The organism is Sphingomonas sediminicola, from assembly GCF_014489515.1.
Classification (GTDB): Bacteria; Pseudomonadota; Alphaproteobacteria; order Sphingomonadales; family Sphingomonadaceae; genus Sphingomicrobium; species Sphingomicrobium sediminicola.
The window spans coordinates 2,063,953-2,084,207 of the sequence record NZ_CP060782.1 but is presented as its reverse complement, the minus strand read 5'-3'; the positions used below and the strand labels follow the sequence as shown (position 1 = coordinate 2,084,207).

Sequence of the window (20,255 nt, the reverse complement as noted above, 5' to 3'; positions counted from 1 at the left end):
ATGGCTGACACGATCAGCGAGGCGGAGGCCGCCAACCGGCTGATGCGCCTGGCCAAGCTCATCGCGCACCACGACAAGCTTTATCACGATCAGGACGCGCCGGAGATCAGCGACGCGGATTATGATGCGCTGGTCCGTGAGAACCGCGAGCTGGAGGAGCGCTTCCCGCAACTCGTGCGCGCGGACTCTCCGTCGAAGCGGCTTGGCGCCGCGCCGACGACCGTGCTCGCCAAGGTTACCCACGCGCGGCCGATGCTCAGCCTGGAAAATGCCTTCTCCGAGGACGAGGTCGCGGATTTCTCGGCGAGGATTCGCCGGTTCTTGAACCTGTCGCCGGACGCGGTCGTGGCGATGACCGCCGAGCCCAAGATCGACGGCCTTTCCTGCTCGGTCCGCTACGAGCGCGGCGAGTTGGTTCTCGCGGCGACGAGGGGTGATGGAGCGGTCGGCGAGGATGTGACGCCGAACGTGCGGACGATCTCCGACATTCCGAAGCGACTTTCCGGAGCGCCCGATGTGCTGGAAGTGCGCGGTGAAGTGTACATGTCGAAGGAGGACTTCGAGGCGCTCAACGAGCGGCAGGAAGCATCCGGCGGCAAGATCTTCGCCAATCCCCGCAACGCCGCTGCGGGCTCGCTCCGGCAGAAGGACGCGAGCATTACGGCGGCTCGCCCTCTGCGTTTCCTGGCGCATGGCTGGGGCGAAATTTCGGAGCCGCTGGCCGACTCGCAGTTCGAAGCAATGAAGCGGATCGAGTTACTCGGCATTCCGGTCAGCGAGCTTCTGGTCCGCTGCGATGATCTGACCGCGATGCTCGCCCACTATCGGGCGATCGAGAAGGCGCGGGCGGACCTGCCGTTCGACATCGACGGCGTGGTGTACAAGGTGGACCGGCTGGACCTGCAGGAGCGGCTTGGGTTCGTGGCGCGCGCTCCGCGCTGGGCTCTTGCCCACAAGTTCCCGGCGGAGAAGGCGGAAACGACGCTTGAAGCGATCGACATCCAGGTCGGGCGCACCGGCAAGCTCACGCCCGTCGGGCGGCTGACTCCTGTTGGCGTCGGCGGCGTGATAGTCGCCAACGTCACGCTCCATAACCGCGACGAGATCCAGCGGCTTGGGCTGCGCATCGGCGATCGCGTGCGCATCCAGCGCGCCGGCGACGTCATCCCTCAGGTCGTCGAGAACCTCACCCGCGATGAGGTTCGCGAGCCATACGTCTTCCCCGACCATTGCCCCGAATGTCAGAGCGAGGCGGTCGCCGAGGAAGGCGAAGTCGACGTCCGTTGCACGGGTGGGCTCGTCTGCCCAGCGCAGCGTTTCGAGCGGCTGCGCCATTTCGTGTCGCGCGGAGCGCTCGACATTGAAGGACTGGGCGAGAAGTCGATCGCGGAGTTCATCGAGCTGGGCTGGCTTCATTCGCCCGCCGACATCTTCCGCCTGCGCAAGTTGCGCGACCAGCTGATCGGCCGCGAGGGCTGGAAGGAGAAGTCGGTCGACAATCTGCTCGGCTCGATCGAGGCGAAGCGTGAGCCGGACGGGCCGCGCTTCCTGTTCGGGCTCGGTATTCGACACATCGGCATCGTCACCGCCAAAGACCTGCTGAAGTGCTTCGGCACGATCGAGGAGCTTCGGCGTGTTGCGACAAGCCCGGATGCGCATGCCGAGCTTGCAGCGGTCGAGGGCGTAGGGCCGGTCGTTGCAGAAGCGCTCGTCGATTTCTTCCACGAGGAGCACAATCGTGAAGCGCTGGACGACCTTCTCTCCGAAGTCCGCCCGAAGCCGTTCGTCACCGACGCAAAGCAGACGGAATGGACCGGCAAGACGATCGTGTTCACCGGCAGTCTAGAAACCATGAGCCGCGATGAGGCGAAGGCTCAGGCGGAACGGCTGGGTGCACGCGCGGCTGGTTCGGTCAGTGTAAAGACGGACCTCGTGGTGGCGGGACCGGGCGCGGGATCGAAGCTCAAAAAAGCCGAAGAGCTCGGCATTCGCGTGATCAACGAAGCGGAGTGGGCGAAGATCGTCGCTGAAGCCTAGACGCTAAAGTCTGCAATGGGTGGAAAGCGGACATTGCGGCTCGCCTGCCTAGTTGATGTTTGCGTAACCGAAGACGATCAGACCGCCAGCTCCGAGAGCCCCGAATAACCAGCGTGCGGGAAGCAATCGAACGCTCGCATTGATGATCAGACCGAGCCATGCGACGAGAAAAGCAGGCATCCCAAGGACAATGTAAACGTAACCCAAACCGGCATTGGAATAGAGTGTGAATATCTCGCGAGAAAATGCACTGAGGGTGACGGCGGCATAGATCAGCCAGGCCAGCCAGCTAATCCATACAGCATCTTCATTGATGTAAGTCGAAACTCGCGCTGAGGCGACTTCAGGTGGTTGGTGTGTCCCTGCCTCAGGCGACTTCTTGGGCGGCAGGACGAGCGCCAAACCGATTGGCCAAAGAATGCCATTGATCATCAATGCAACGCCCAGCCAGGCACTGACCTTTGCGATCAAAATCACGTCGCCCCTCCGTCGCCTTTCCCGGGCGTCGTACTGCCGGTCTGTATGAGATTCATGAGCAAATCGTGAGGAAGTGCTGAGAAACGCAAACGTCCGCAATGGGTCGGAAGCCGCCACTCCGATATGGCAGGAATGCGTGGGAAGCTGCGACTCCAAAGGTTCGCCGCCCGCATCGATAGGGTCGGCGTAATTGGCTCCTGATGTGCTAAAAGCCCTTGGTCAGGGGGGAACCTGCCATGAAATATCAATGGATTGTATTGCTGGTCGCGGGCGCGTGCCAACAACAACCGAGGTCAGCGGTAAAACCCGCAGAAATCACCTTCGATGGGGCAGAAGTCACTGAGGCTGCAGCGATGCGAACTCACGGCGAGCGCCTTTCTCGCGTCCTCGGCTGCCGCGGCTGCCACGGCAAGGATTTGCAGGGCCAGAACTGGGATAATGATCCCAAAGGCTATGGTGTACTCTGGGCCTCGAACCTTACTCGCGCAATTCCGGCAATGACCGATGCGCAGCTACGCGACGTTCTAACGAAGGGAATACACCCGCGTCGACGGGATCTTTGGCTAATGCCCTCGCAAATGTTTCAACACTTGTCGTCAGCGGACGTCGACGCACTGATTGCGCATCTTCGATCGGTAAAGCCCGCCGGTGAGGCGACTCCAGACCCACGGCCAGGTCCTCGCGCATTGAGTCAGATCAGGAGCGGCGAGGTAAAGCCTGCTGCGGCGCTCGTCCGCGAACGGCGCGATATGCTACCTTTCGACGCCGGCCCTTCACACGGGCTTGGTCGCTACATCACCGAAGTAACATGCGTCGAATGCCACGGAACGAAACTTGAGGGCCGCCATGACGAAGAAGGAAGTACGCCCGACCTGGTGGTCGCCAGTGGCTACAGCCGCGCAGAGTTCGATACGCTTCTAATCAAAGGCATCCCGTCGGGCGGCCGCAAACTCAAAAACCCATTGATGGGCCAAGTTGCCCGCAGTCGCTTCTCGCACCTCACGCCGCACGAGCGTGACGCAGTTTACGCATACCTGAAGGCGCGCGCAGAGCGACCGCAGTAGGTCTGCTTCGCCGAAGATCCGCTTTGGAACGGAAGCTGCCGCAGCAGCTTGGGGTCGAAAGTCGACATGCGGTCGGCGACGGATCCTGCTTGTCGGTGACCGCTCCTAGCTCAACTGGAGAGAGCGCCGGGCTTCGAACCCGGAGGTTGGGGGTTCGAGCCCCTCGGAGCGGGCCACAATTGAAGAGTCCGCAATGGGTGGAAAGCTGACATTGCCTCCCTTAGGCTCACGCGGTGCGCAACGTCCCAAATGACAGAACCAAGCCGACACTGCTTGAGATTGCCAAGACGAAGTCGGCGCTGGGCATTGCTCTAATCGCAATCGCCCTGCTCGCCTGGGCAGCGGGTCTCATTCGTCTCTAACGTCTGCTTTGGGTGGAAAGCGGACATTAGCGCGACCGCCCCCCAAAATGCCGGGCCCTTGGAAGAATTTTCGAGCCTGGCGATTAGTTCGATGATTCGGGCTCTCGCTCGTGCCGGCAATAGCTGGCCGATTGGCAGGTGCTCGCTAGGCAATCCGACCCCGCCGATCCCCGCTCTGCCTTTCGACCTCGGTTTGCGCTTCGGCTGAATTCAAGGTTCCTTGTGTAATAGTGCGAATCGCACTAAATGGGTGCAGTGCGCGTTGGCGAAGTCCCGGCCGTGCCCCGACGGTCGGGGCCAGTCCCGGCCTGTCTGCAAGGCCTGTCGTTTCTCTGAAAGGATCCTTTGTGAGGGGAATAGTGTATTCGCTTTCGATCTTGGCGGCCGGCGTCATTGGCCCGTCGATTCCGGGTGCAGGGCTGGCGCGTTCCCACGCCCCTACGATTGCGCAATTTGAAACGCTCATCGCGGCCGACCGCAAATTGTCCGGACCCTTCGATCTTGCGGATGGAAGTTCGACCATCACGTCGCTCCTGACCGAAGACGTCGCTCTGTTTGCCATACCCGTTCCGGGCCTTGCCCGAAACAAAGCGGACGCGCGACAGGTGCTCGGCAAGGCGTTCGGACCGGGCCAGTCGGTCGTGACTACCGTGCCGATCCGCGTCGGGCTGTCGTCCGATGGCACCCAAGGCTTCAGCTTCGGCTTCATGAACGTCGGCAGAGATAAGCTGAAGTTGGGCAAATATGTTGCCTATTGGGTGCGCAGCGCCGCGGGTTGGCAGGTCGCGGCATTCAAATGGGTTCCCCGGCCGGAAGGCACCGTTTCGACGGGCCGGCGCGAGCCTGCGCTTCCAACAAAGTTTGCGGCTTCAGCCAAGGATAATTTTGCGCATGAGCAGTATCGCAAGAGCCTCGATGCGACCGAGCGGCGATTCTCCGCTGACGCGCAGACGATGGGGATTGGACGTGCGTTCCGCAAATATGGAAGCGCGGACGCCATGAATGTCGGCGGAGAAGCCGACTTCACCTTCGGCAATGATGCGATCGCCGAGGCGCAGGGCGGCGACGCAGCCAAGGGCAGCCCGGTTCGCTGGGCTCCTGACGGAGTCCTTGTCTCGTCGAGCGGTGATCTCGGCGTGACGTTCGGCTACCTCGACCGAAACGGCGCGACTCCTCCGGGCCGGCTGACGCGGATTCCCTTCTTCACAATCTGGCGTCGCGCGGCTCCGAAGGATGAATGGCGATACGTCGCTGAATAGAACGCTGAACGGGGCTCTCGGGTGCGGAGGGGCAACCGGCCATTCCCATGTGCGTGGACGATCGACTGGCGGCGGGGCTTGAGTCTGTGGCTCTCAGGACACAGAACATAGTATTAATAGTACTATATTTCACTTAAGCTATTGAGCTATCCGCCCGTTGCGTATGAGTACGCGTCGTACTTCTACGTCAAGGGGGAATCCATGCTGAAATCCGGTTTATTGAACACGACTGCGCTTGTGTCGGCTTTCGTTGTCTCGTCCCTTGCGCTGGCGCAGCCCGCCAACGCGCAGACACCCGACCCGGTCAATCCGGATCGTGACCCGTGCCGGGCTCCGGCCGATCTGCGCGATCCCAACGCAGCCTGCGCGCCGACGGACTCGGCGGCCGTCGAATCGATCGCTCAAGGGCAAGCGGCAAGACCGGCTTCTGAGGAAGGCGGCGTCGTCGTCGTCGGTTCGCGCATCCGCCGGGATCGCTTCAATGCGATCGACCCGATAACGGTCATCAATCGCGACGCAGCGGTTGACGCCGGATTCAATTCGACCGCCGAGGTTCTGCAGAACGTGGGCGTCACTGGAGGCACGGGGCAGATCAACGACACGTTCGGCGGGCTCGTCGTCCGGGGCGGCCCGGGCGTCAACACCTTGTCGCTCCGTGGACTTGGGCCCAGCCGGACTCTGATCTTGCTCAATGGACGGCGAATTGCTCCGGCCGGTACGCGCGGCCAGGTCCAGGCTGCCGACTTGAACGTGTTGCCGAATGCCGTTCTCGATCGCATCGAGGTCCTGAACACCGGAGCTTCGTCCGTCTACGGTTCGGACGCCGTCGCAGGTGTCGTCAACATCGTGACGCTCAGCAGATTCAATGGCCTTGCCGCCGAGGCCTCGATCCAGGCGCCGGAGATAGGCAACGGCGCGACGCAGCGTTACGCGATAACTGCCGGTGCGTCCGGCGAGCGTTTCTCGATCCTCGGATCGCTCGAGCTATTCGATCGCAACCGCATCACTCAAGGTGACCAGCCCTGGGCCCGCTGCCCGCAGCAACTCCGGCTCAGCCCGCTCGGCGTCAACGATACCGACAAATGCTTCCCGCTCGAGGAAGGTGGCGCCACCGTCAACACGATCGGAACCGGTTATTACTTCCTCGACGATCCAGCCGATCTGGCGTCCGGTTTCGAAACGGTTCCGGCGGGCTACTACCTCTATTGCAACCGCTGGCGGCCCAACCCGGCGAACACCACGGGCACGCTACCAGGATTCGAATGCGTGGGTGGACTGATCTATAGCCCGGTTGGCCCGACGGGCTACGGCGCAAATCTCAACGTCCGCGACACATCCACGCCTGCGTTCCTTCAGGCGGATATCGTGTCGCCGACCCGCAATTATACGGGATTCCTGACCGCAACCTACGACACGAACCTATTCGGTAATGGGCAGCTTTATACCGAGCTGCTGGTGACCCGCCGCAAGTCCCAGCAAAACGGCGCGGGGAGGCAGCTGCTTGTCGACTATCCAACCAACAGTCCTCTGGTTGCGGCCGGCCTTGGGTTCACTCCCCGCGCTCTCGGCGGCGGAGTCCGCACGCGCGTGTTCGCAGATTACGGCGTCTATGACAGCCATCAGGTTCAGGACTATGTGAAAGTCTCAGGCGGCTTTCGCGGCGACCTGCCGTTCGCTCCGTCTTGGCGCTACGACCTGTACGCCGCCAAGAGCTGGGCCGACGGCATGTACAGCTTCAACACGGGTCTCACTGACCGGGTCGCACAGAGCCTGGACGTCGTCCAGAATCCGGACGGCACCTTCCGCTGCCGCGACCTGAGCGGCGGCTGCGTTGCTGCGCCGATCCTGACGCCGGCAATCATTGCCGGGCAGTTCCCGGCTGCGTGGCGGGATTATGTCACGGACGATGTCGTCGGGAACACAAAGTTCCGCGAGTGGACCGCCAACCTAACGGTTGACGGCCCCCTGTTCGAATTGCCGGGCGGCAAGGCCCAGGCGGTGGTCGGCCTCGAATACCGCAAGTCCAGTATCAACGACCGGCCCGCTGAAGACAGCATTCGAGGCAACCTTTACAACTTCACCTCTGCGCCGGTCACCAAGGGCTCCGACAACGTCTGGGAAGCCTACACCGAGCTCGATTTCCCGATCCTTCGCAATGTCCCGTTTGCCGAGGCCCTGACTGTCAACGTTTCGGGTCGCTACACCGACTACAAGTCGTACGGTTCCGACACGACCTACAAATTCGGCGGCCTCTGGTCGCCGACTCGATGGCTGTCGTTCCGCGGCAGCTACGGTACGTCGTACAGGGCTCCTGCCCTGGCGGAACAGTTCCTGGGTTCGACCACCGGCTTCCTCGCCAGCACGGCAGATCCTTGCAATGACCTTGCGGCGGTGGCCAACCCGACCGTTCGGGCTAAGTGTCTTTCGGAAGGTCTGCCCAACAGCTTTCGGCAGCTAAGCGGCGTTACCGTGATCCAGCGAGGCGGTGCGGATTCGGGGCTTGAGGCCGAAACGTCAACGAACCTGACCTTCGGCGGAGTGCTTCAGCCAACTCTCGGATCGTTCGGCAATCTGTCGCTGGCGGTCGATTACTTCCGGGTTGAGGTGAGCAACGGTGTGTCACAGCTCGGCGCGGGTACGATCGCCAGTGGTTGCTACAACGGCACTCATCCCGAATACTGCCAGTTCGTAAGCCGCGCTCCCTACACGGGAACGGGCACTGGCGCCCTCACGTTGACGACCACCTTCGTCAACATCGCCACCGACATCGTGAAGGGCATCGACTTCGTGCTTCGCTACGACCGCGAGCTGGGTCCGGGCAAACTTGATGTGGGTATCCAGGCAGTGAAGATCCTTGATCGGATCAACCAGACCGATCCGGACACCGCGCCGTTCGACTTTGCCGGTTCGATCGGCAATCCGAAATGGGCGGGCACAGCGCATGTCGGCTATGACTGGGGGCCGTGGTACGCTCGCTGGGGGTCGACTATATCAAGGGCACCGATGACCGCTTCATTACCGAAGACGTGGATGGTGATGGGGTGATCGACTTCGATCCCGCGGTTTACGACTTCTCGGTGCCTGATTATTTTCTACACACGGCATCGATCCGGTTCGAACCGTCGAACAGGTACAGCCTGACGCTTGGCGTACGGAACGTCTTCGACAGGAAGCCCCCGAAGATCACGTCTGAGGATCCGTTCGTGAACACGATCGCGAACGTCCCCTTGCAGGCGGGCTTCGACGTGCGTGGCCGGACGTTCTTCGTGAACGCGCAGGCCAAGATCTTCTAGAATCGGGGTCAGCGCCTAATCTGGCGGGCGGTGGCCTTGTGCTGCCGCCCGCTTTGTTTTGCCAGCCTCATCAAAGTCGAGAAGGTGGCGGACACAGGACCTCGACTGTCCTTGGCTGGCGATAAACTCGTCTGCCAGTCCAGCTTCGACAAAACCGAGCTTGCCGAGCAACGTTCTCGAAGCCTGGTTGTCCGGTAGAACCAGGGCCTCGATTGTGGAAAAGCCGAGAAATTCTCGAGCAGCGGGAATGACATTGGACAGAGCCTCGGTCGTCAGGCCGTGTCTTCGATATGACGTTCCGATCCAGTAACCGATCCTCGCAAGCCGATCGGAAACGAGCCAGAGACCGACCCACCCGAGCAAAGTGCCGTCCGCCTTCCGGACGATCGCAAAATTCACGGCCTTTCGCTGTGAGAGAAGGTTTTCCGATGTTCGGATTCGATCGAGCGCCTCCTCCTCCGTCATAGGACTGCGCCAGGTCGACAACTGGCTGGCGACGTCGGGGCTGACCAGCCTGGCAGTTGGAGCTGCGTCCTCTTCAGCAACCGGTCGAAGGAGTAGGCGAGGCGTACCTACGACTGGGAGCGCAGTGCCCATCACGCGGATCGATGCGGCAATCGAAAAGAGTGTCTGCGCCTATTTCTCGTTGGTGACCGCATAAAGTAGCTCGTCCAGCCAATCCATCTTGACCCGAAGGCTCTCGACGACGCTTCGGTAGGCGATCTCCTGATAGGGCACGGTAACAGACTGATTATAGTCGTCGAGCACTTCGCGGCGCCTCTTGACCAGCGACTTAGCCCTGATGATCCACTTGACCCGTTCAGCGTCGGACAGAAGCTCCAGGGCAAGCATCCGTGTTCTCAACGGATCGTCAACGACGACCAAGGCGTCTTCAAGCTTGAGAACCCATGCCCGAACCGCCGCTCTTCCAGCCGCTGTCACCTCGAGTTCTTCGCTGTTGCGGCCATCGCCCTTCAACTTTCGGGCCCTGAGAAAACCCTTGGCCTTCAATCGGCGAACAGCTGGATAAACTTGCCCCTTGCTTGCGTTGATCGACGTGACCGGCGAGAGCTCGAACGCCTTCACAAGCTGGTAGGCTGTGACGGGCTGCTGACGAAGGGCAACCGAAAGCAGCATGCCCTCGTGCTCCGTGACGTCGACCTCCATCGAGGCCTTTTGATTTACCACTGAGGTCCGGCCTTCGTCTCGGTCTCGGCGGCGCATGTCATGGCAAGGTCTTAAGTCAGGCCGCCAATTGCCTCAACCCTCAAGCGAAACATCGTTCGGTGCAAACCGCACCGACATTCGAAGACCGAATCTTGAGCCGGCAATGCCGCGCCGAAGTTCCGAGGGTCAAAGGGACGCCGGCGTGTCATCTAGGCCACACCAGACGGAGAAAATGTTACGACACGTACCAAATTCATAACACTGAAACAAAGCATGCTGCTAACTGACCGGGGAAGGCATAAAGAACGAAACGTACTACATTCCGTTGGAATGGATATCCGTCGGCCACTACACGGGGGAGATTATGAAACTCACACTTCGCCAACATTTGCTGGGATCAACCTTGCTCGTCGGAGCGTCGGCATTCGGCACGCCCGCAATGGCGCAGGATACCGAACCGGCGGGGTCCGAACCGACCGGTCCGGTTGAGACCCAGCTAACGCCGTCGGTTTCGGCAGAGGGTGAGGACGTCCAAGGAGGACAGGACATCATCGTCACCGGTTCGCGCATTCCGCAGCCGAACCTCGAATCCGCCAGTCCGGTGACGGTCGTGAACGATCAGGACATCAAACTTTCCGGTACCTCCAGGATCGAGGATGTCCTCAACCAGCTCCCGTCGGTTGGCGCCGCCCAGGCGTCAGGCGTGTCGAACGGCGCGACCGGTACCGCGGAAGTCGATCTTCGCTACCTCGGCCCGAAGCGGTCGGTGGTCCTGGTAAACGGCCGGCGTCTCATGCCGGGTGACCCGGTCAGTACCAATCAGTCGGCCGACCTGAACGTTATTCCGTCGGCGCTGGTTCGCCGCGCGGAAGTCCTGACCGGCGGCGCATCGTCGGTGTACGGTGCGGACGCGGTTGCGGGCGTCGTCAACTTCATCATGGACACCAGCTTCGAGGGGGTCCGTTTCGATGGCAACTGGAGCACCTGGCAGCACAACCAGGATGATCCGAGCGTGTCGGGTGGCCTCAACATGAGCGACATCCTCGCTTCTCGAGGATACGCCCAACCGACCGGCAGCGTGACGGACGGCCGCTCGATCGACGGCACCGTCACCATCGGCGCTGGGTTCGATGACGGCCGCGGCCATGCGGTTGCATATTTCGGCTATCGCAATACGAAACCGGTTCTCCAGCGCGATCGCGACTACTCAGCCTGTGTCATCCAGAACACCGGCGGAGGCATCCCGCGTTGCGGCGGGTCGGCGACGGCAAACCCTGGTAACGCGGTTATCTTCGCGACGACCACCGAAGGCAGCATTACCTCTACCCTCGCCGCACTCGGCCCGGGAACGATCGCTCCGTTCGGATCGAATATCTACAATTATGGCCCGCTGAACTACTTCCAGCGGCCGGACGAGCGCTACATCGCCGGCACCTTCGCCGACTATGAGATCAGCCCGGCAATCAAGCCCTATCTCGAGTTCATGTTCATGGACGATCGCACGGCGGCGCAGATCGCTCCCTCGGGCGACTTCGGCAATACGCTGACCATCAACTGCGACAATCCATTCATGTCGACGGCGCAGTTTGACGTCATCTGCGGCAATTCGAACAACCTGATCAACGGCTTTCTGGGAAGCTTCCCGCTGGCAGTGGGGGCGCCGTACAATCCGAACCCGGGAGACCCAGCGGTCCTTTTCCCCAATACGGTCCCGGGGGCGCGGACTATAATCGCGCGTACTTCCAGCTCCTTCGCCGCAATACGGAAGGCGGACCCCGCATCGCCGACCTTCGTCACCAGGCGTGGCGCGGGGTGCTCGGGGCACGCGGCGACCTGTCGAATGTCTTCTCGTACGACACCTACTTCCAGTACGGCCGTACGCTCTACGAGCTGATCTACAAGAACGAGTTCTCGATCTCGCGTCTCACTCGAGCTCTTGACGTGATTGACGATCCGACGATCGCAAATACGCCGACGAGCCCGTTCCAACCTGTTTGCCGCTCAGTCGTGGACGGAACGGACCCGTTTTGTCAGCCCTATGATCCGTTCGGCACCGGCCCGACAGCCGCTGCAGTCAATTACCTAAACGTTTATGGAACCCAGCAGGGTATCACCTCCGAGCAGATCGCGAACTTCAACGTGACCGGCCTGCTCGGCGAGATGGGCTGGAAGACTCCATGGGCGGAAGACGGTGTCGCGTTAAATGCCGGCGTGGAGTATCGACGCGAATCCCTCGAGCTTAACCCCGATCAAGCGTTCCAAACGCTTCCGTCAAGCGACCTTGCGGGGCAGGGCACTGCGGTCCTCCCGGTCAGCGGCAATTTCAAGGTCTGGGAAGTCTTCGGCGAAGCGCAGATCCCAATCGTCCAGAACAGGTTCATCGATGAGCTGACCCTCGGCCTAGGCTACCGCAAGTCTTGGTATACGGTGAGCAACGGCCGAAAGTACGATACCGACACCTACAAGCTGTCACTTGAGTTCGCTCCAATCCGCGGTGTCCGGTTCCGCGGCGCCTACAACCGTGCGGTCCGCGCCCCGAACATCCAGGAGCTGTTCGCACCACAGATTGTCGCCCTCGACGGCAGCAACGATCCGTGCGCCAAGGTCATCACCGCAACGGATTATGGCTGTCTCGCACAGGGTCTGGTTGTTGGTCAGTCGCCGTCTCCGAACCCAGCCGGCCAGTACAACGGCTTGCTTGGTGGCAACGAGGACCTGATCCCGGAAACCGCGACCACGACCACCCTTGGCGTCGTGCTTCAGCCGAGCTTCATCCCGAGACTCGCGCTGACGGTCGATTGGTGGGACATCAAGCTGAAGGACGCGATCCAAGGTCTTGGCGCGGACGCGGTCTTGAACACCTGCGTATCTCAGTCGACCGCTTCGTTCACGTCGCCTGCGTGCGAAATGGTCGTCCGCGACCCGGCCGGGTCGATCTGGTTGACGGCCGGGGTTATGTCGTCGACACACCCTTGAACACCGCGAAAATGCGTAACCGCGGCATGGATTTCAACGTCGCCTACTCGCACCCGTTGTTCAACTTCGGCAAGATGTCGTGGAGCTTCATCGGCACCCGCATGCTAAAGGCGCGGGTCGATAACGGCCTGTCCCAACCATACGATTGCGTCGGGTATTTTGGCCCGGTTTGCTCGGGCGGCGGCGTCGCGGCCGCGGCACCGATCCCGAAATGGCGCCACAAGCTGCGTGCTTCGTGGCAGTCGAACTTCGGTCTCGGGCTGTCGCTGCAGTGGCGCTATGTCGGCAAGGTCAAGGCTGAAACGCTTCAGGAGAACAACACCGTCGGAGGCGACTTCAACTTCGATCCGGGCCTGAACGTGAAGGGCCAGAACTACCTCGACCTCTCGGCAACATTCAGCCCGATCGATCACGTCAGCCTGCGGGCAGGTATCAACAATCTGTTCGACAACGACCCGCCGCGTATCACGGGTGGCAATGCCGCGCGCGGCGGATCGAACCTATGTCCGACCGGCCCGTGCAACGGCAACACCTACCCGGGTACCTGGGATGCTCTCGGCCGCCTGCTGTGGGTTGGTGCGACGATCGACTTCCTGCCTCCGAAGCCGGCTCCGGCTCCGGTTGTGCCGGCAGCCCCGCCGCCGCCTCCGCCGCCGCCTGCCACGCAGACCTGCCCGGATGGTTCGGTGATCCTGGCGACCGAGGCCTGCCCGGCCCGCCGCCTCCGCCGCCTCCGCCGCCGCCTGCGCCAGAGCGCGGTTAGCGGGATGAATTCAGCTCAGCCGAGCGCGCGGAATGCTCGGCTGGGGCTGGTGTGCACGTCACTGGCCCAAGCCCGCCGGCGGGTTCCCCTTTCCGGCGGGCCCCACTCTCAGGGAGGAGTCGTAATGCGTGACAAATCGGTTGAGCCAGAGCGCTATGAGGGTCTTCTTCCGCCTCAAGTTTTGAATCTTGCGCGGTGCGAACGAGAGGTCGCGGTCATCATCTATCTTGAGGGATCGGCCACCGCGAAGACAATAGAAGCCCGGTTGCCGCGAAAGTTATCCAACGGGGCGATCCGCTCGATGCTTGGCCGGATGTGTAAGAAAGGGATTCTGAAGAGGCGCAAGATTACAGGGTCTCATATCCCCGGCGATCGCCGAATCCCTTATCTCTATTCTCCGGCAATTACGCCCGATGCGGTGAAGAATCGGGCACTTTTGGAAGTCGCACGGGATTATTTCGGTGGTTCATTGGCGCATCTCGCGCAAGCAGCGGAAAGGGTCTTGCAGCAGTCAGTCGACGCGAGGTTTGACCCAAAGTCTTATGAAAGAGAAAGGCAGCAAAGAGTTGGTTGTGCGCGTTGAAGCAAGGAGCGCGATCGGTGGATCGTCACCGTGAGAATTGCCGGGAGACAACCTTGGCCGGAATGCATTCCGATGTGATCCGCGAGGACGAGAGTCCGCAATGGGTGGAGTTCGAACACTACAGCATGCGATCCAGATCTAGTTCATCTCGCGCTCGAGTAATGATCACCGATGATCCGTTCCGTCCTCTTTTCGGTGCTCTTAGTCGTCGGCTGCTCGTCAGGAGACTCGAAGAGCCAACCCTCTCGGCGCCTCGAGCTGACGAACATACCGCTCGGATCGTCATGCTCGCCGAACCTAACCCAGGTATTACGGTTGCTGCACGGCCTGCTAGTCAAACCAGTTAAATCCTAGATGTCAGGCGGCCCACGAATAGGGTCCGGCCCGATTCCATCAGCGATTTGTTCCCATGTTGGAATGTGGCGAAACCCGGGGTTACCTGACTGGTCCCTCTTCAGCTGGCGTGATTAGCGGCGGGAGCGCAACTGCACAGGTTCAAATCTCGCGCGGTGATTGGAATGGTCGTCTGCGCGAGGCCCAACCACGCATCATCTGGAGCCTGGCCAAAGCCGCCACATGTTTTGACGCCAAGGTGTCCCATGCCGTGCACGTGGTCGATGAGGCTGGCAACGTTCTCCGCGTTCAAAGTGTGTCGCTCGACGCGCTTTGCCACTGCGACTTTATGGGATCCAACACTTGGTACCGTTGCTGAAATAGTCTCATTCAGGCATCCTCTAATGTCTGCAATGGGTCGAAAGCGGACATTAGCTCTCGGCCCACCTACCGCGAGTTGGAAGTCCGCCGAATGAAATTCGCGACCTTGTCGTGGATTTCGATGAGCGACGGGTGGTGCGCGTACACCATGTGGCCGGCCTCGTAGTAATGATACTCGATATTGGCTGAGAGGCTTGGCGGGACGGGCAGGTGGCGAAGCTCGAACTTGCCCGCGAAATAGGGTGTCGAGACGTCGTAATAGCCGCCGTTGACCATCACCTTCATGCTTGGGTTCTGCTTCATCGCGACGGCCAGATCGGGAAGCACGTTCGGCAGCGCGATCAACGCCTTGTCCGCTCCGGGCGGCTGGTGCTTGTAGTCCCAACTTCCGTAGATATCGATGCCGGACTTGAACTCGATTCCATCTCCGTAATGAAGCCTGTCGCGGACGTAATTGTTGTACGCCCCGACATAGGCGGCGCTGATTGCACTGCTCTGCGGGTCCCAGGTCGCAACCTTGCTGAGCGGGTCGAGCGTCGCTCCGACGAACCGCGTGTCGAGCGTCCCGGTGGTCGCCGACTGGTCGGCCAGAAGCTCCTTCTGGAACGCGCCATATTCGATCCGCAGATTGGTCTTGAGCAGGTAGGCGACGGACAGGCCGGTGTACGCCGACAGTTGCTGCGCGATACGCTGGCGTTCCGCGTCGGACAGTTCGTTGCCCTTCATCAGCGCCAACGCATAATCGGTCGTCGCGAACGTCTCCACCTGCGCAAGGAACGACTGCAGGTCAGCCGGTCGGTTCGCGACGCGGTTGTGATACCAGGCGGTGGCCGCATAGGTCGGCAATGCGACGACGTAGGACAGGTCGATTCCCGGATTGAGCTGCGGATCGTCGGGAACGAGGTCCCAGTTCAGGATGTCCGACAGCAAGATTACGCCGTTCAGGTCGACGTCGCGCTTCTGCAGCGCCAGCGCGAGGCCCGCACCGCGCATGGTTCCGTAGCTTTCACCGAACACATATTTGGGCGAATCCCAGCGGCGGTATTTCGACAGGAACTGGGTGATGAACTGGGCGAAGGCGTCGATGTCCTGGTCTACGCCGTAAAAGGCCTTTTCCTTGTCCTTGCCGGCGATGCGGCTGAACCCGGTTCCCGGGGCGTCGATGAAGACGAGGTCGGAAGCGTCGAGCAGGCTCTGATCGTTATTGACAACATTGTAGGGGGCAGACGTGTGCTGCTCATCCAGCGCAAGTACGCGGACGGGTCCGAACGCGCCCATGTGCAGCCAGACCGTCGATGAGCCCGGGCCGCCGTTGAACAGGAACGTGACCGGGCGGCCGGACGTGGGAACGCCGTCGCGGAAATAGGCGGCGTAGAACATCGAGGCCTCGGCCTTGGGCTCGTCGTCATCCTTTTTGTCGGACTTCTGCGAGGCCGCTTCGATCGCGTCGGTGTCCGACCAGTCCTTCGGATGAACGACCAATGTCCCGCCACGGCGTGGTAGGCGATCTTTCGTCCGCCGACCGAGACCGAACCGGTCGATCTTACTTCGGTGGGCTGGAAGAGCGGCTTCGCAGGTTCGGTGGGTTTCGAGGGCGTCGCGGCCGGCTTCTGAGCCTCTGCCCTCGGCGGTTCCGAGACGGGCGTCGCGGCCGGCGCAATCTGCGTCGCGAGAAGTGCAGCAACAATGAGATTCATTTCCGGGTCGGTCCTTTAAGCACGACGACCGGCCATTCTCCGGTGCCACGATCTTGGAGTTCAAGGCCCTGCTTTTCAAAAGCCCAGGCGACTGCATCGGCCTGCGTGTCGAGCAGGCCCGCGAGGATGATCGTTCCACCCGGCGCAAGCGCCGCCGTGAAGGCTGGGGCAAGCTCGATCAACGGCCCGGCGAGGATGTTGGCGATCAGCAAGTCGAACGGCGCTCGCGCGGCAAGCATCGGCGAATCCATGCCGTCCGCAACGGCGAGCAACAATTCGCCCGCGCCATGCCCGGTCCTAACCGCATTGATCGCGGCATTGTCGCGCGAAACGTCGATGGCGATCGGGTCGATGTCGGTCGCGATGCATTTCGCATCCGGCCAAAGCGCGAGCGCCGCGAAGGCGAGCAGACCTGTTCCCGTTCCAATGTCGGCGATGTTGGAGAATCGCTCGCCTGATACGGCAAGCCGGTCGAGCGCATCGAGGCAGCCCGCTGTGGTCGCATGCTGGCCAGTGCCGAACGCGAGACCCGCATCGATCTCGAAATTGACCGTGTCGGCGGGCCGGTCGGCGTAATGCATCGGAGTATGGACGAAGAAGCGGCCGGCGCGGATCGGCTGAAGTCCTTGCTGGCTCTTCGTCACCCAGTCGGTTGAATCTTCGAGATGCTCGATCTCGGGTTCTCCCGTGCCCAGCTGCTTCAGCTCGGCGAGTTCGTCGTCGGTCGGCTCAGAATCGAAATAGGCGTGGATCACCCATTCATTGGGCCGGGCCTCATCAGGTTCATCGGCGACGACGACGGGCGGCGACGCGCTCGCGAGGAAAAGGTCGGCTTCGGGGACCGCCTCGCCTTGTGCGCGCGTACAGGGGATGGTGACGCGGTAGCTTATTTCGCCTGCTCCTTCGCCAGCCGCTCATCCAATGCTTTGCGGCCGCGGTCCGCGTAGGCTTTGCACGCGCTGCGATCGATCAGCGGCGCCTTTCCGGCGAGGCGGTCGTAGAAATTGCTCGCGCCCGGATGCGGTGTGATCAGCAGGTCGCAACGAAGACGGGCGATCTTGAACAGGCTGTCGCGGAAGGCCGCGACATATTTCTTGTGGTCGGAGAAGCGGTACTCCTCCGCCGAGACCGCCGACACGCTGTCCGCATAGACGATGTTTACGCAGCGCTTTCCGTCGCACGAGCGCCACGACCAGGTCGTGCTTCCAGGCGCATGGCCAGGCGTCGCATATGCCGTGAGGCTGAGCGGCCCCTGACGGGCGACGAAGCCGTCGGACAACATGATCCCGACCTTCGCTCCGGGGAAGGGCTTGTGCATCCCCCACTGCGGGTCCTCGCGATTCACGATTCCGGTCTCGAACGTCAAATATGCCGCCGGCATCGACATTACGGTCGCGCCGGTCAGCCGCTGCAGCTCGGCAACTCCGCCGACATGGTCGAAATGCTCATGGCTCGCGCCGATCAGCTTCACGTCGGAGAGCTTGAATCCGAGACGCTCGACATTCGCGGCGATCGACGGCGCGGCTTCCGCCGTCGCGGCATCGAGCAGGATATGCCCGCGAGGTCCGGTGATGAGCAGCGACACGATCCCGCAGGTTCCGACATCGTAGACATTGCCGAAGACCCGTACCGGCGGCGCAGGATCACTCCAGCCGTCCTTGCCGGCACAGGCAGCCTGATGCTCTGCGACGGTGGCCGGATTCGCCGCGGCAAGTGCAGCGGCGGCGATGCTAGCGAACATAGCTCGCGCCGTTCACGTCGATGGTGGAGCCGGTCGAGGACGCAGGCGCTTCGGTCGCGAGCCAGCGGATGACCTCCGCGACTTCGTCCGTGCTGGCGACGCGGCCGAGTGGGATGTCGGCGATGATCGCAGCGCCGCCTCGGCCCTGCAAATATTCCTCGGTCATTTCGGAAACGGTGAACCCTGGCGCGACCGCGAAGGCGAGAATTCCCTCGGCTGCATAGCCGCGCGCGATCGTCTTGGTCATGCCGATCAGCGCCGACTTGGACGCGGCATAGTGCCAGTGCTGCGGGCTGTCCCCGCGCCAGCCCGCGCGGCTGGCAACGTTGACGATCCGGCCGGGGATGCCGAGGTCGAGGAAGTGCGAAACGGCTAGCTTCGAGAGGTCGGCCGCAGCCTGGAGATTGACCGTTAGTGTGCGATTCCAGGCGGCGCGCCATTCGTCGTCAGTCGCATTGTCGGGCACTGCTTCGTAGATGCCGGCATTATTGACGAGGACGTCGATCTGCCCGCCTAGCTCGTCGAGCGCCGTGTCCCAGATGTTCCGCGGCGCGGCTGGATCCATCAGGTCGCCGGCGATCAGTTCCTGGCTGCCCTTGGTGGAATGGCCGACGACATTGTGGTCGCGTGACTTTAGCAGCTCGTAGGCGGCGGCGCCGATGCCCCGGCTGGCTCCGGTGATCAGGATGTTCATGAGCGCCGACTAGCCCCGCCGACGCGGCGGGGGAAGTCAGGCGGCTACGCGAGCGACGAACTCTTTGGTCTTCGACGTGAAGTCGGCGATCTGCTCGGAGAAGCGGCCGAAGCCCTGCTCGACCTGATCGATGTCCTTCGCGACATTTTCGGTGTCGGTCCGGATTGCGGCGATCGTCGAGCTCATCGAGTCGGCCGCGAGCGCAGTCTCGTCGACGGCAGCGGTGATCATTGTCACCGTCTGGGCCTGCAGCTCCATCGCCTGGCGGATGCGGTCGGCGGAGGTCTGGACCTCCTCGACGGTGCCCTGGATGGAGCCGTTGGCCTCGACGGTCTGGCGAGTCGCCTGCTGGATCGCGGTGATCTTGGCGGTGATATCGTCAGTTGCGCGAGCAGTCTGCGACGCGAGGCTCTTCACTTCCTGCGCGACGACCGCGAAGCCACGGCCGGCGTCGCCTGCGCGAGCGGCTTCGATGGTGGCGTTGAGGGCGAGCAGGTTGGTCTGGCCCGCAATGTCGCGGATCAGGCCAAGGATCGATTCGATTGCTTCGACATGACCGGACAGCGCCTGGCTGACCTTCACTGCCTGGCTGGCCTGGTCGCCTGCGCGGGTCGCGACGTCTGCAGCGACTTCGACTTCCGAGCGCGCATCTTCGATCGCGCGGATCAGGCCGGCTGCGGTCTGGGCAGCCTCGCGCATGGCGACTGCCGACTGTTCGGCGGCGGCGGCAACTTCACTCGTCTTGCCCAGCATTCCGCGGGCCGAAGCGGCAGTCGAGCGTGTGCGCTCCGTCAGCGATTTCGACTGGTCGCTGCTGGCGCGGACCAAATCCGTAACGCGGCGTTCGAACTCGTCGCTCTGCTTCCCGCGAGCCTCGGCGGCATCATTGGCTTCGAGAACGGCGATCTGGGCGAGGATGATGTCTTCGGCGTAGGCGAGCGCGCGGTTGAACGCGTCGATTGCCGTTAATTTGTCTTCGCTCTTGCCTTCGAAGCGCACTTCGAACTCGGCGATCACGTCGCGCGACATGGAAGCATGAGCAGCGATGAACTCGGGTACGCTCTTCTTGTTGGTGAACATGTGCACGCCCTGCTCCGCGACGGCGCGGACCCAGGACTGGTCGACCTTCATGGTGAAGTAGGCGCGGTTCAGCTTGACGGCTTCCTCGCCGAAATGGCGGCGCGAGCACTCCTCGATGACATCGCCGGCCTGGCCCCAAAGCCAGCGCAGCGAGTCCTGAAAACGGCCGCCGTCGGTGTAGGCCCGAAGCCGCGAGGAAACCTGCTCGTCGGATAGGCGCTGAAGATTCCCGATGTCGCCGCTCATGCTCTTAGTTCCCGCCTTCTCTCACTCGAATGTTGCCGACCACATGCTCCGGCAATGGTTAAGGGCGGGTTAGGCCCCTGAACGTGGCTGCCACGAATCTTG

17 protein-coding genes, 1 tRNA gene and 1 pseudogene are annotated in these 20,255 nt (G+C 61.9%); 11 read left to right on the top strand and 8 right to left on the bottom strand.

The annotated features are described in order from the left end of the window. The gene (gene ligA / locus H9L14_RS11240; RefSeq protein WP_187708169.1) at nucleotides 1-2,037 is read left to right on the top strand and encodes an NAD-dependent DNA ligase LigA; all 2,037 of its coding nucleotides are present in this window, start codon (nucleotides 1-3) and stop codon (nucleotides 2,035-2,037) included. A gap of 48 nt (nucleotides 2,038-2,085) precedes the next feature. On the opposite strand, the gene H9L14_RS11235 is transcribed toward ligA, so the two are convergent. Further along, entirely contained in the window at nucleotides 2,086-2,514 is a 429-nt protein-coding gene (locus H9L14_RS11235) for a hypothetical protein (protein WP_187708168.1), read from the bottom strand. A gap of 236 nt (nucleotides 2,515-2,750) precedes the next feature. On the opposite strand from H9L14_RS11235, the pseudogene H9L14_RS17470 reads away from it, so the two are divergent. The 7 genes and pseudogenes from H9L14_RS17470 to H9L14_RS16690 form a co-directional block, all read left to right on the top strand. Further along, nucleotides 2,751-3,143, top strand: a pseudogene (locus tag H9L14_RS17470) (c-type cytochrome); the annotation flags it as partial. Nucleotides 3,144-3,200: 57 nt separating this feature from the next. Then, on the top strand, nucleotides 3,201-3,578 hold the full coding sequence (locus H9L14_RS16080; RefSeq protein ID WP_246444122.1) for a c-type cytochrome: 378 nt from the start codon (nucleotides 3,201-3,203) through the stop codon (nucleotides 3,576-3,578). Nucleotides 3,579-3,677: 99 nt separating this feature from the next. Further along, nucleotides 3,678-3,754, top strand: a tRNA-Arg gene (locus H9L14_RS11225). Between the two features lie 57 nt (nucleotides 3,755-3,811). Beyond that, nucleotides 3,812-3,940, top strand: a complete 129-nt coding sequence (locus H9L14_RS16695) for a hypothetical protein (protein WP_281389381.1) — start codon at nucleotides 3,812-3,814, stop codon at nucleotides 3,938-3,940. Nucleotides 3,941-4,299: 359 nt separating this feature from the next. Next, nucleotides 4,300-5,199, top strand: a complete 900-nt coding sequence (locus H9L14_RS11220; protein ID WP_187708166.1) for a Cif family virulence factor — start codon at nucleotides 4,300-4,302, stop codon at nucleotides 5,197-5,199. 201 nt (nucleotides 5,200-5,400) lie between these two features. Next, the gene (locus H9L14_RS11215; RefSeq protein WP_187708165.1) at nucleotides 5,401-8,244 is read left to right on the top strand and encodes a TonB-dependent receptor plug domain-containing protein; all 2,844 of its coding nucleotides are present in this window, start codon (nucleotides 5,401-5,403) and stop codon (nucleotides 8,242-8,244) included. Further along, the gene (locus tag H9L14_RS16690) at nucleotides 8,226-8,492 is read left to right on the top strand and encodes a TonB-dependent receptor (protein ID WP_281389380.1); all 267 of its coding nucleotides are present in this window, start codon (nucleotides 8,226-8,228) and stop codon (nucleotides 8,490-8,492) included. Before H9L14_RS11215 ends, H9L14_RS16690 begins: the two co-directional genes overlap by 19 nt. Before the next feature lie 15 nt (nucleotides 8,493-8,507). Here H9L14_RS16690 and H9L14_RS11205 read toward each other — a convergent pair whose 3' ends face one another. Next, complete coding sequence (locus tag H9L14_RS11205) at nucleotides 8,508-9,089, bottom strand: GNAT family N-acetyltransferase (RefSeq protein ID WP_187708163.1); 582 nt, start codon at nucleotides 9,087-9,089, stop codon at nucleotides 8,508-8,510. Nucleotides 9,090-9,128: 39 nt separating this feature from the next. Beyond that, complete coding sequence (locus H9L14_RS11200) at nucleotides 9,129-9,680, bottom strand: PadR family transcriptional regulator (protein WP_187708162.1); 552 nt, start codon at nucleotides 9,678-9,680, stop codon at nucleotides 9,129-9,131. 343 nt (nucleotides 9,681-10,023) lie between these two features. Here H9L14_RS11200 and H9L14_RS17070 point away from each other — a divergent pair, with 343 nt between their 5' ends. From H9L14_RS17070 to H9L14_RS16070, 3 genes are read left to right on the top strand one after another with little or no spacing between them, the layout of a single operon-like run. Further along, nucleotides 10,024-11,553, top strand: coding sequence for a TonB-dependent receptor (locus tag H9L14_RS17070; protein ID WP_187708161.1), 1,530 nt, complete (start codon nucleotides 10,024-10,026; stop codon nucleotides 11,551-11,553). Then, nucleotides 11,439-12,635, top strand: a complete 1,197-nt coding sequence (locus H9L14_RS11190) for a TonB-dependent receptor domain-containing protein (protein WP_343070260.1) — start codon at nucleotides 11,439-11,441, stop codon at nucleotides 12,633-12,635. Before H9L14_RS17070 ends, H9L14_RS11190 begins: the two co-directional genes overlap by 115 nt. A gap of 11 nt (nucleotides 12,636-12,646) precedes the next feature. Further along, nucleotides 12,647-13,981, top strand: coding sequence for a BlaI/MecI/CopY family transcriptional regulator (locus H9L14_RS16070; RefSeq protein ID WP_187708159.1), 1,335 nt, complete (start codon nucleotides 12,647-12,649; stop codon nucleotides 13,979-13,981). 780 nt (nucleotides 13,982-14,761) lie between these two features. Here H9L14_RS16070 and H9L14_RS11180 read toward each other — a convergent pair. The 5 genes from H9L14_RS11180 to H9L14_RS11160 form a co-directional block, all read right to left on the bottom strand. Beyond that, nucleotides 14,762-16,177 carry a S10 family peptidase gene (locus H9L14_RS11180; RefSeq protein ID WP_222949815.1) on the bottom strand — a complete coding sequence of 472 codons (1,416 nt, stop codon included), beginning with the start codon at nucleotides 16,175-16,177 and terminating at the stop codon, nucleotides 14,762-14,764. Between the two features lie 211 nt (nucleotides 16,178-16,388). After that, nucleotides 16,389-17,264, bottom strand: a complete 876-nt coding sequence (locus H9L14_RS11175; RefSeq protein WP_281389456.1) for a 50S ribosomal protein L11 methyltransferase — start codon at nucleotides 17,262-17,264, stop codon at nucleotides 16,389-16,391. Between the two features lie 14 nt (nucleotides 17,265-17,278). Next, nucleotides 17,279-18,133 carry a subclass B3 metallo-beta-lactamase gene (bla, locus tag H9L14_RS11170; protein WP_187708158.1) on the bottom strand — a complete coding sequence of 285 codons (855 nt, stop codon included), beginning with the start codon at nucleotides 18,131-18,133 and terminating at the stop codon, nucleotides 17,279-17,281. Further along, on the bottom strand, nucleotides 18,123-18,827 hold the full coding sequence (locus H9L14_RS11165) for an SDR family NAD(P)-dependent oxidoreductase (RefSeq protein WP_187708157.1): 705 nt from the start codon (nucleotides 18,825-18,827) through the stop codon (nucleotides 18,123-18,125). The genes bla and H9L14_RS11165 overlap by 11 nt, the downstream gene beginning before the upstream one ends. Before the next feature lie 36 nt (nucleotides 18,828-18,863). Beyond that, the gene (locus H9L14_RS11160) at nucleotides 18,864-20,153 is read right to left on the bottom strand and encodes a methyl-accepting chemotaxis protein (protein WP_187708156.1); all 1,290 of its coding nucleotides are present in this window, start codon (nucleotides 20,151-20,153) and stop codon (nucleotides 18,864-18,866) included. Nucleotides 20,154-20,255 lie beyond the last annotated feature (102 nt).

Coding starts and splice junctions, on each gene's coding strand:
- ligA (WP_187708169.1), top strand. CDS start 1: ATGGCTGACACGATCAGCGAGGCGGAGGCCGCCAACCGGCTGATGCGC.
- H9L14_RS11215 (WP_187708165.1), top strand. CDS start 5,401: ATGCTGAAATCCGGTTTATTGAACACGACTGCGCTTGTGTCGGCTTTC.
- H9L14_RS17070 (WP_187708161.1), top strand. CDS start 10,024: ATGAAACTCACACTTCGCCAACATTTGCTGGGATCAACCTTGCTCGTC.
- H9L14_RS16070 (WP_187708159.1), top strand. CDS start 12,647: ATGCGTAACCGCGGCATGGATTTCAACGTCGCCTACTCGCACCCGTTG.
- H9L14_RS11205 (WP_187708163.1), bottom strand. CDS start 9,089: ATGGGCACTGCGCTCCCAGTCGTAGGTACGCCTCGCCTACTCCTTCGA.
- H9L14_RS11160 (WP_187708156.1), bottom strand. CDS start 20,153: ATGAGCGGCGACATCGGGAATCTTCAGCGCCTATCCGACGAGCAGGTT.
- H9L14_RS11165 (WP_187708157.1), bottom strand. CDS start 18,827: ATGAACATCCTGATCACCGGAGCCAGCCGGGGCATCGGCGCCGCCGCC.
- bla (WP_187708158.1), bottom strand. CDS start 18,133: ATGTTCGCTAGCATCGCCGCCGCTGCACTTGCCGCGGCGAATCCGGCC.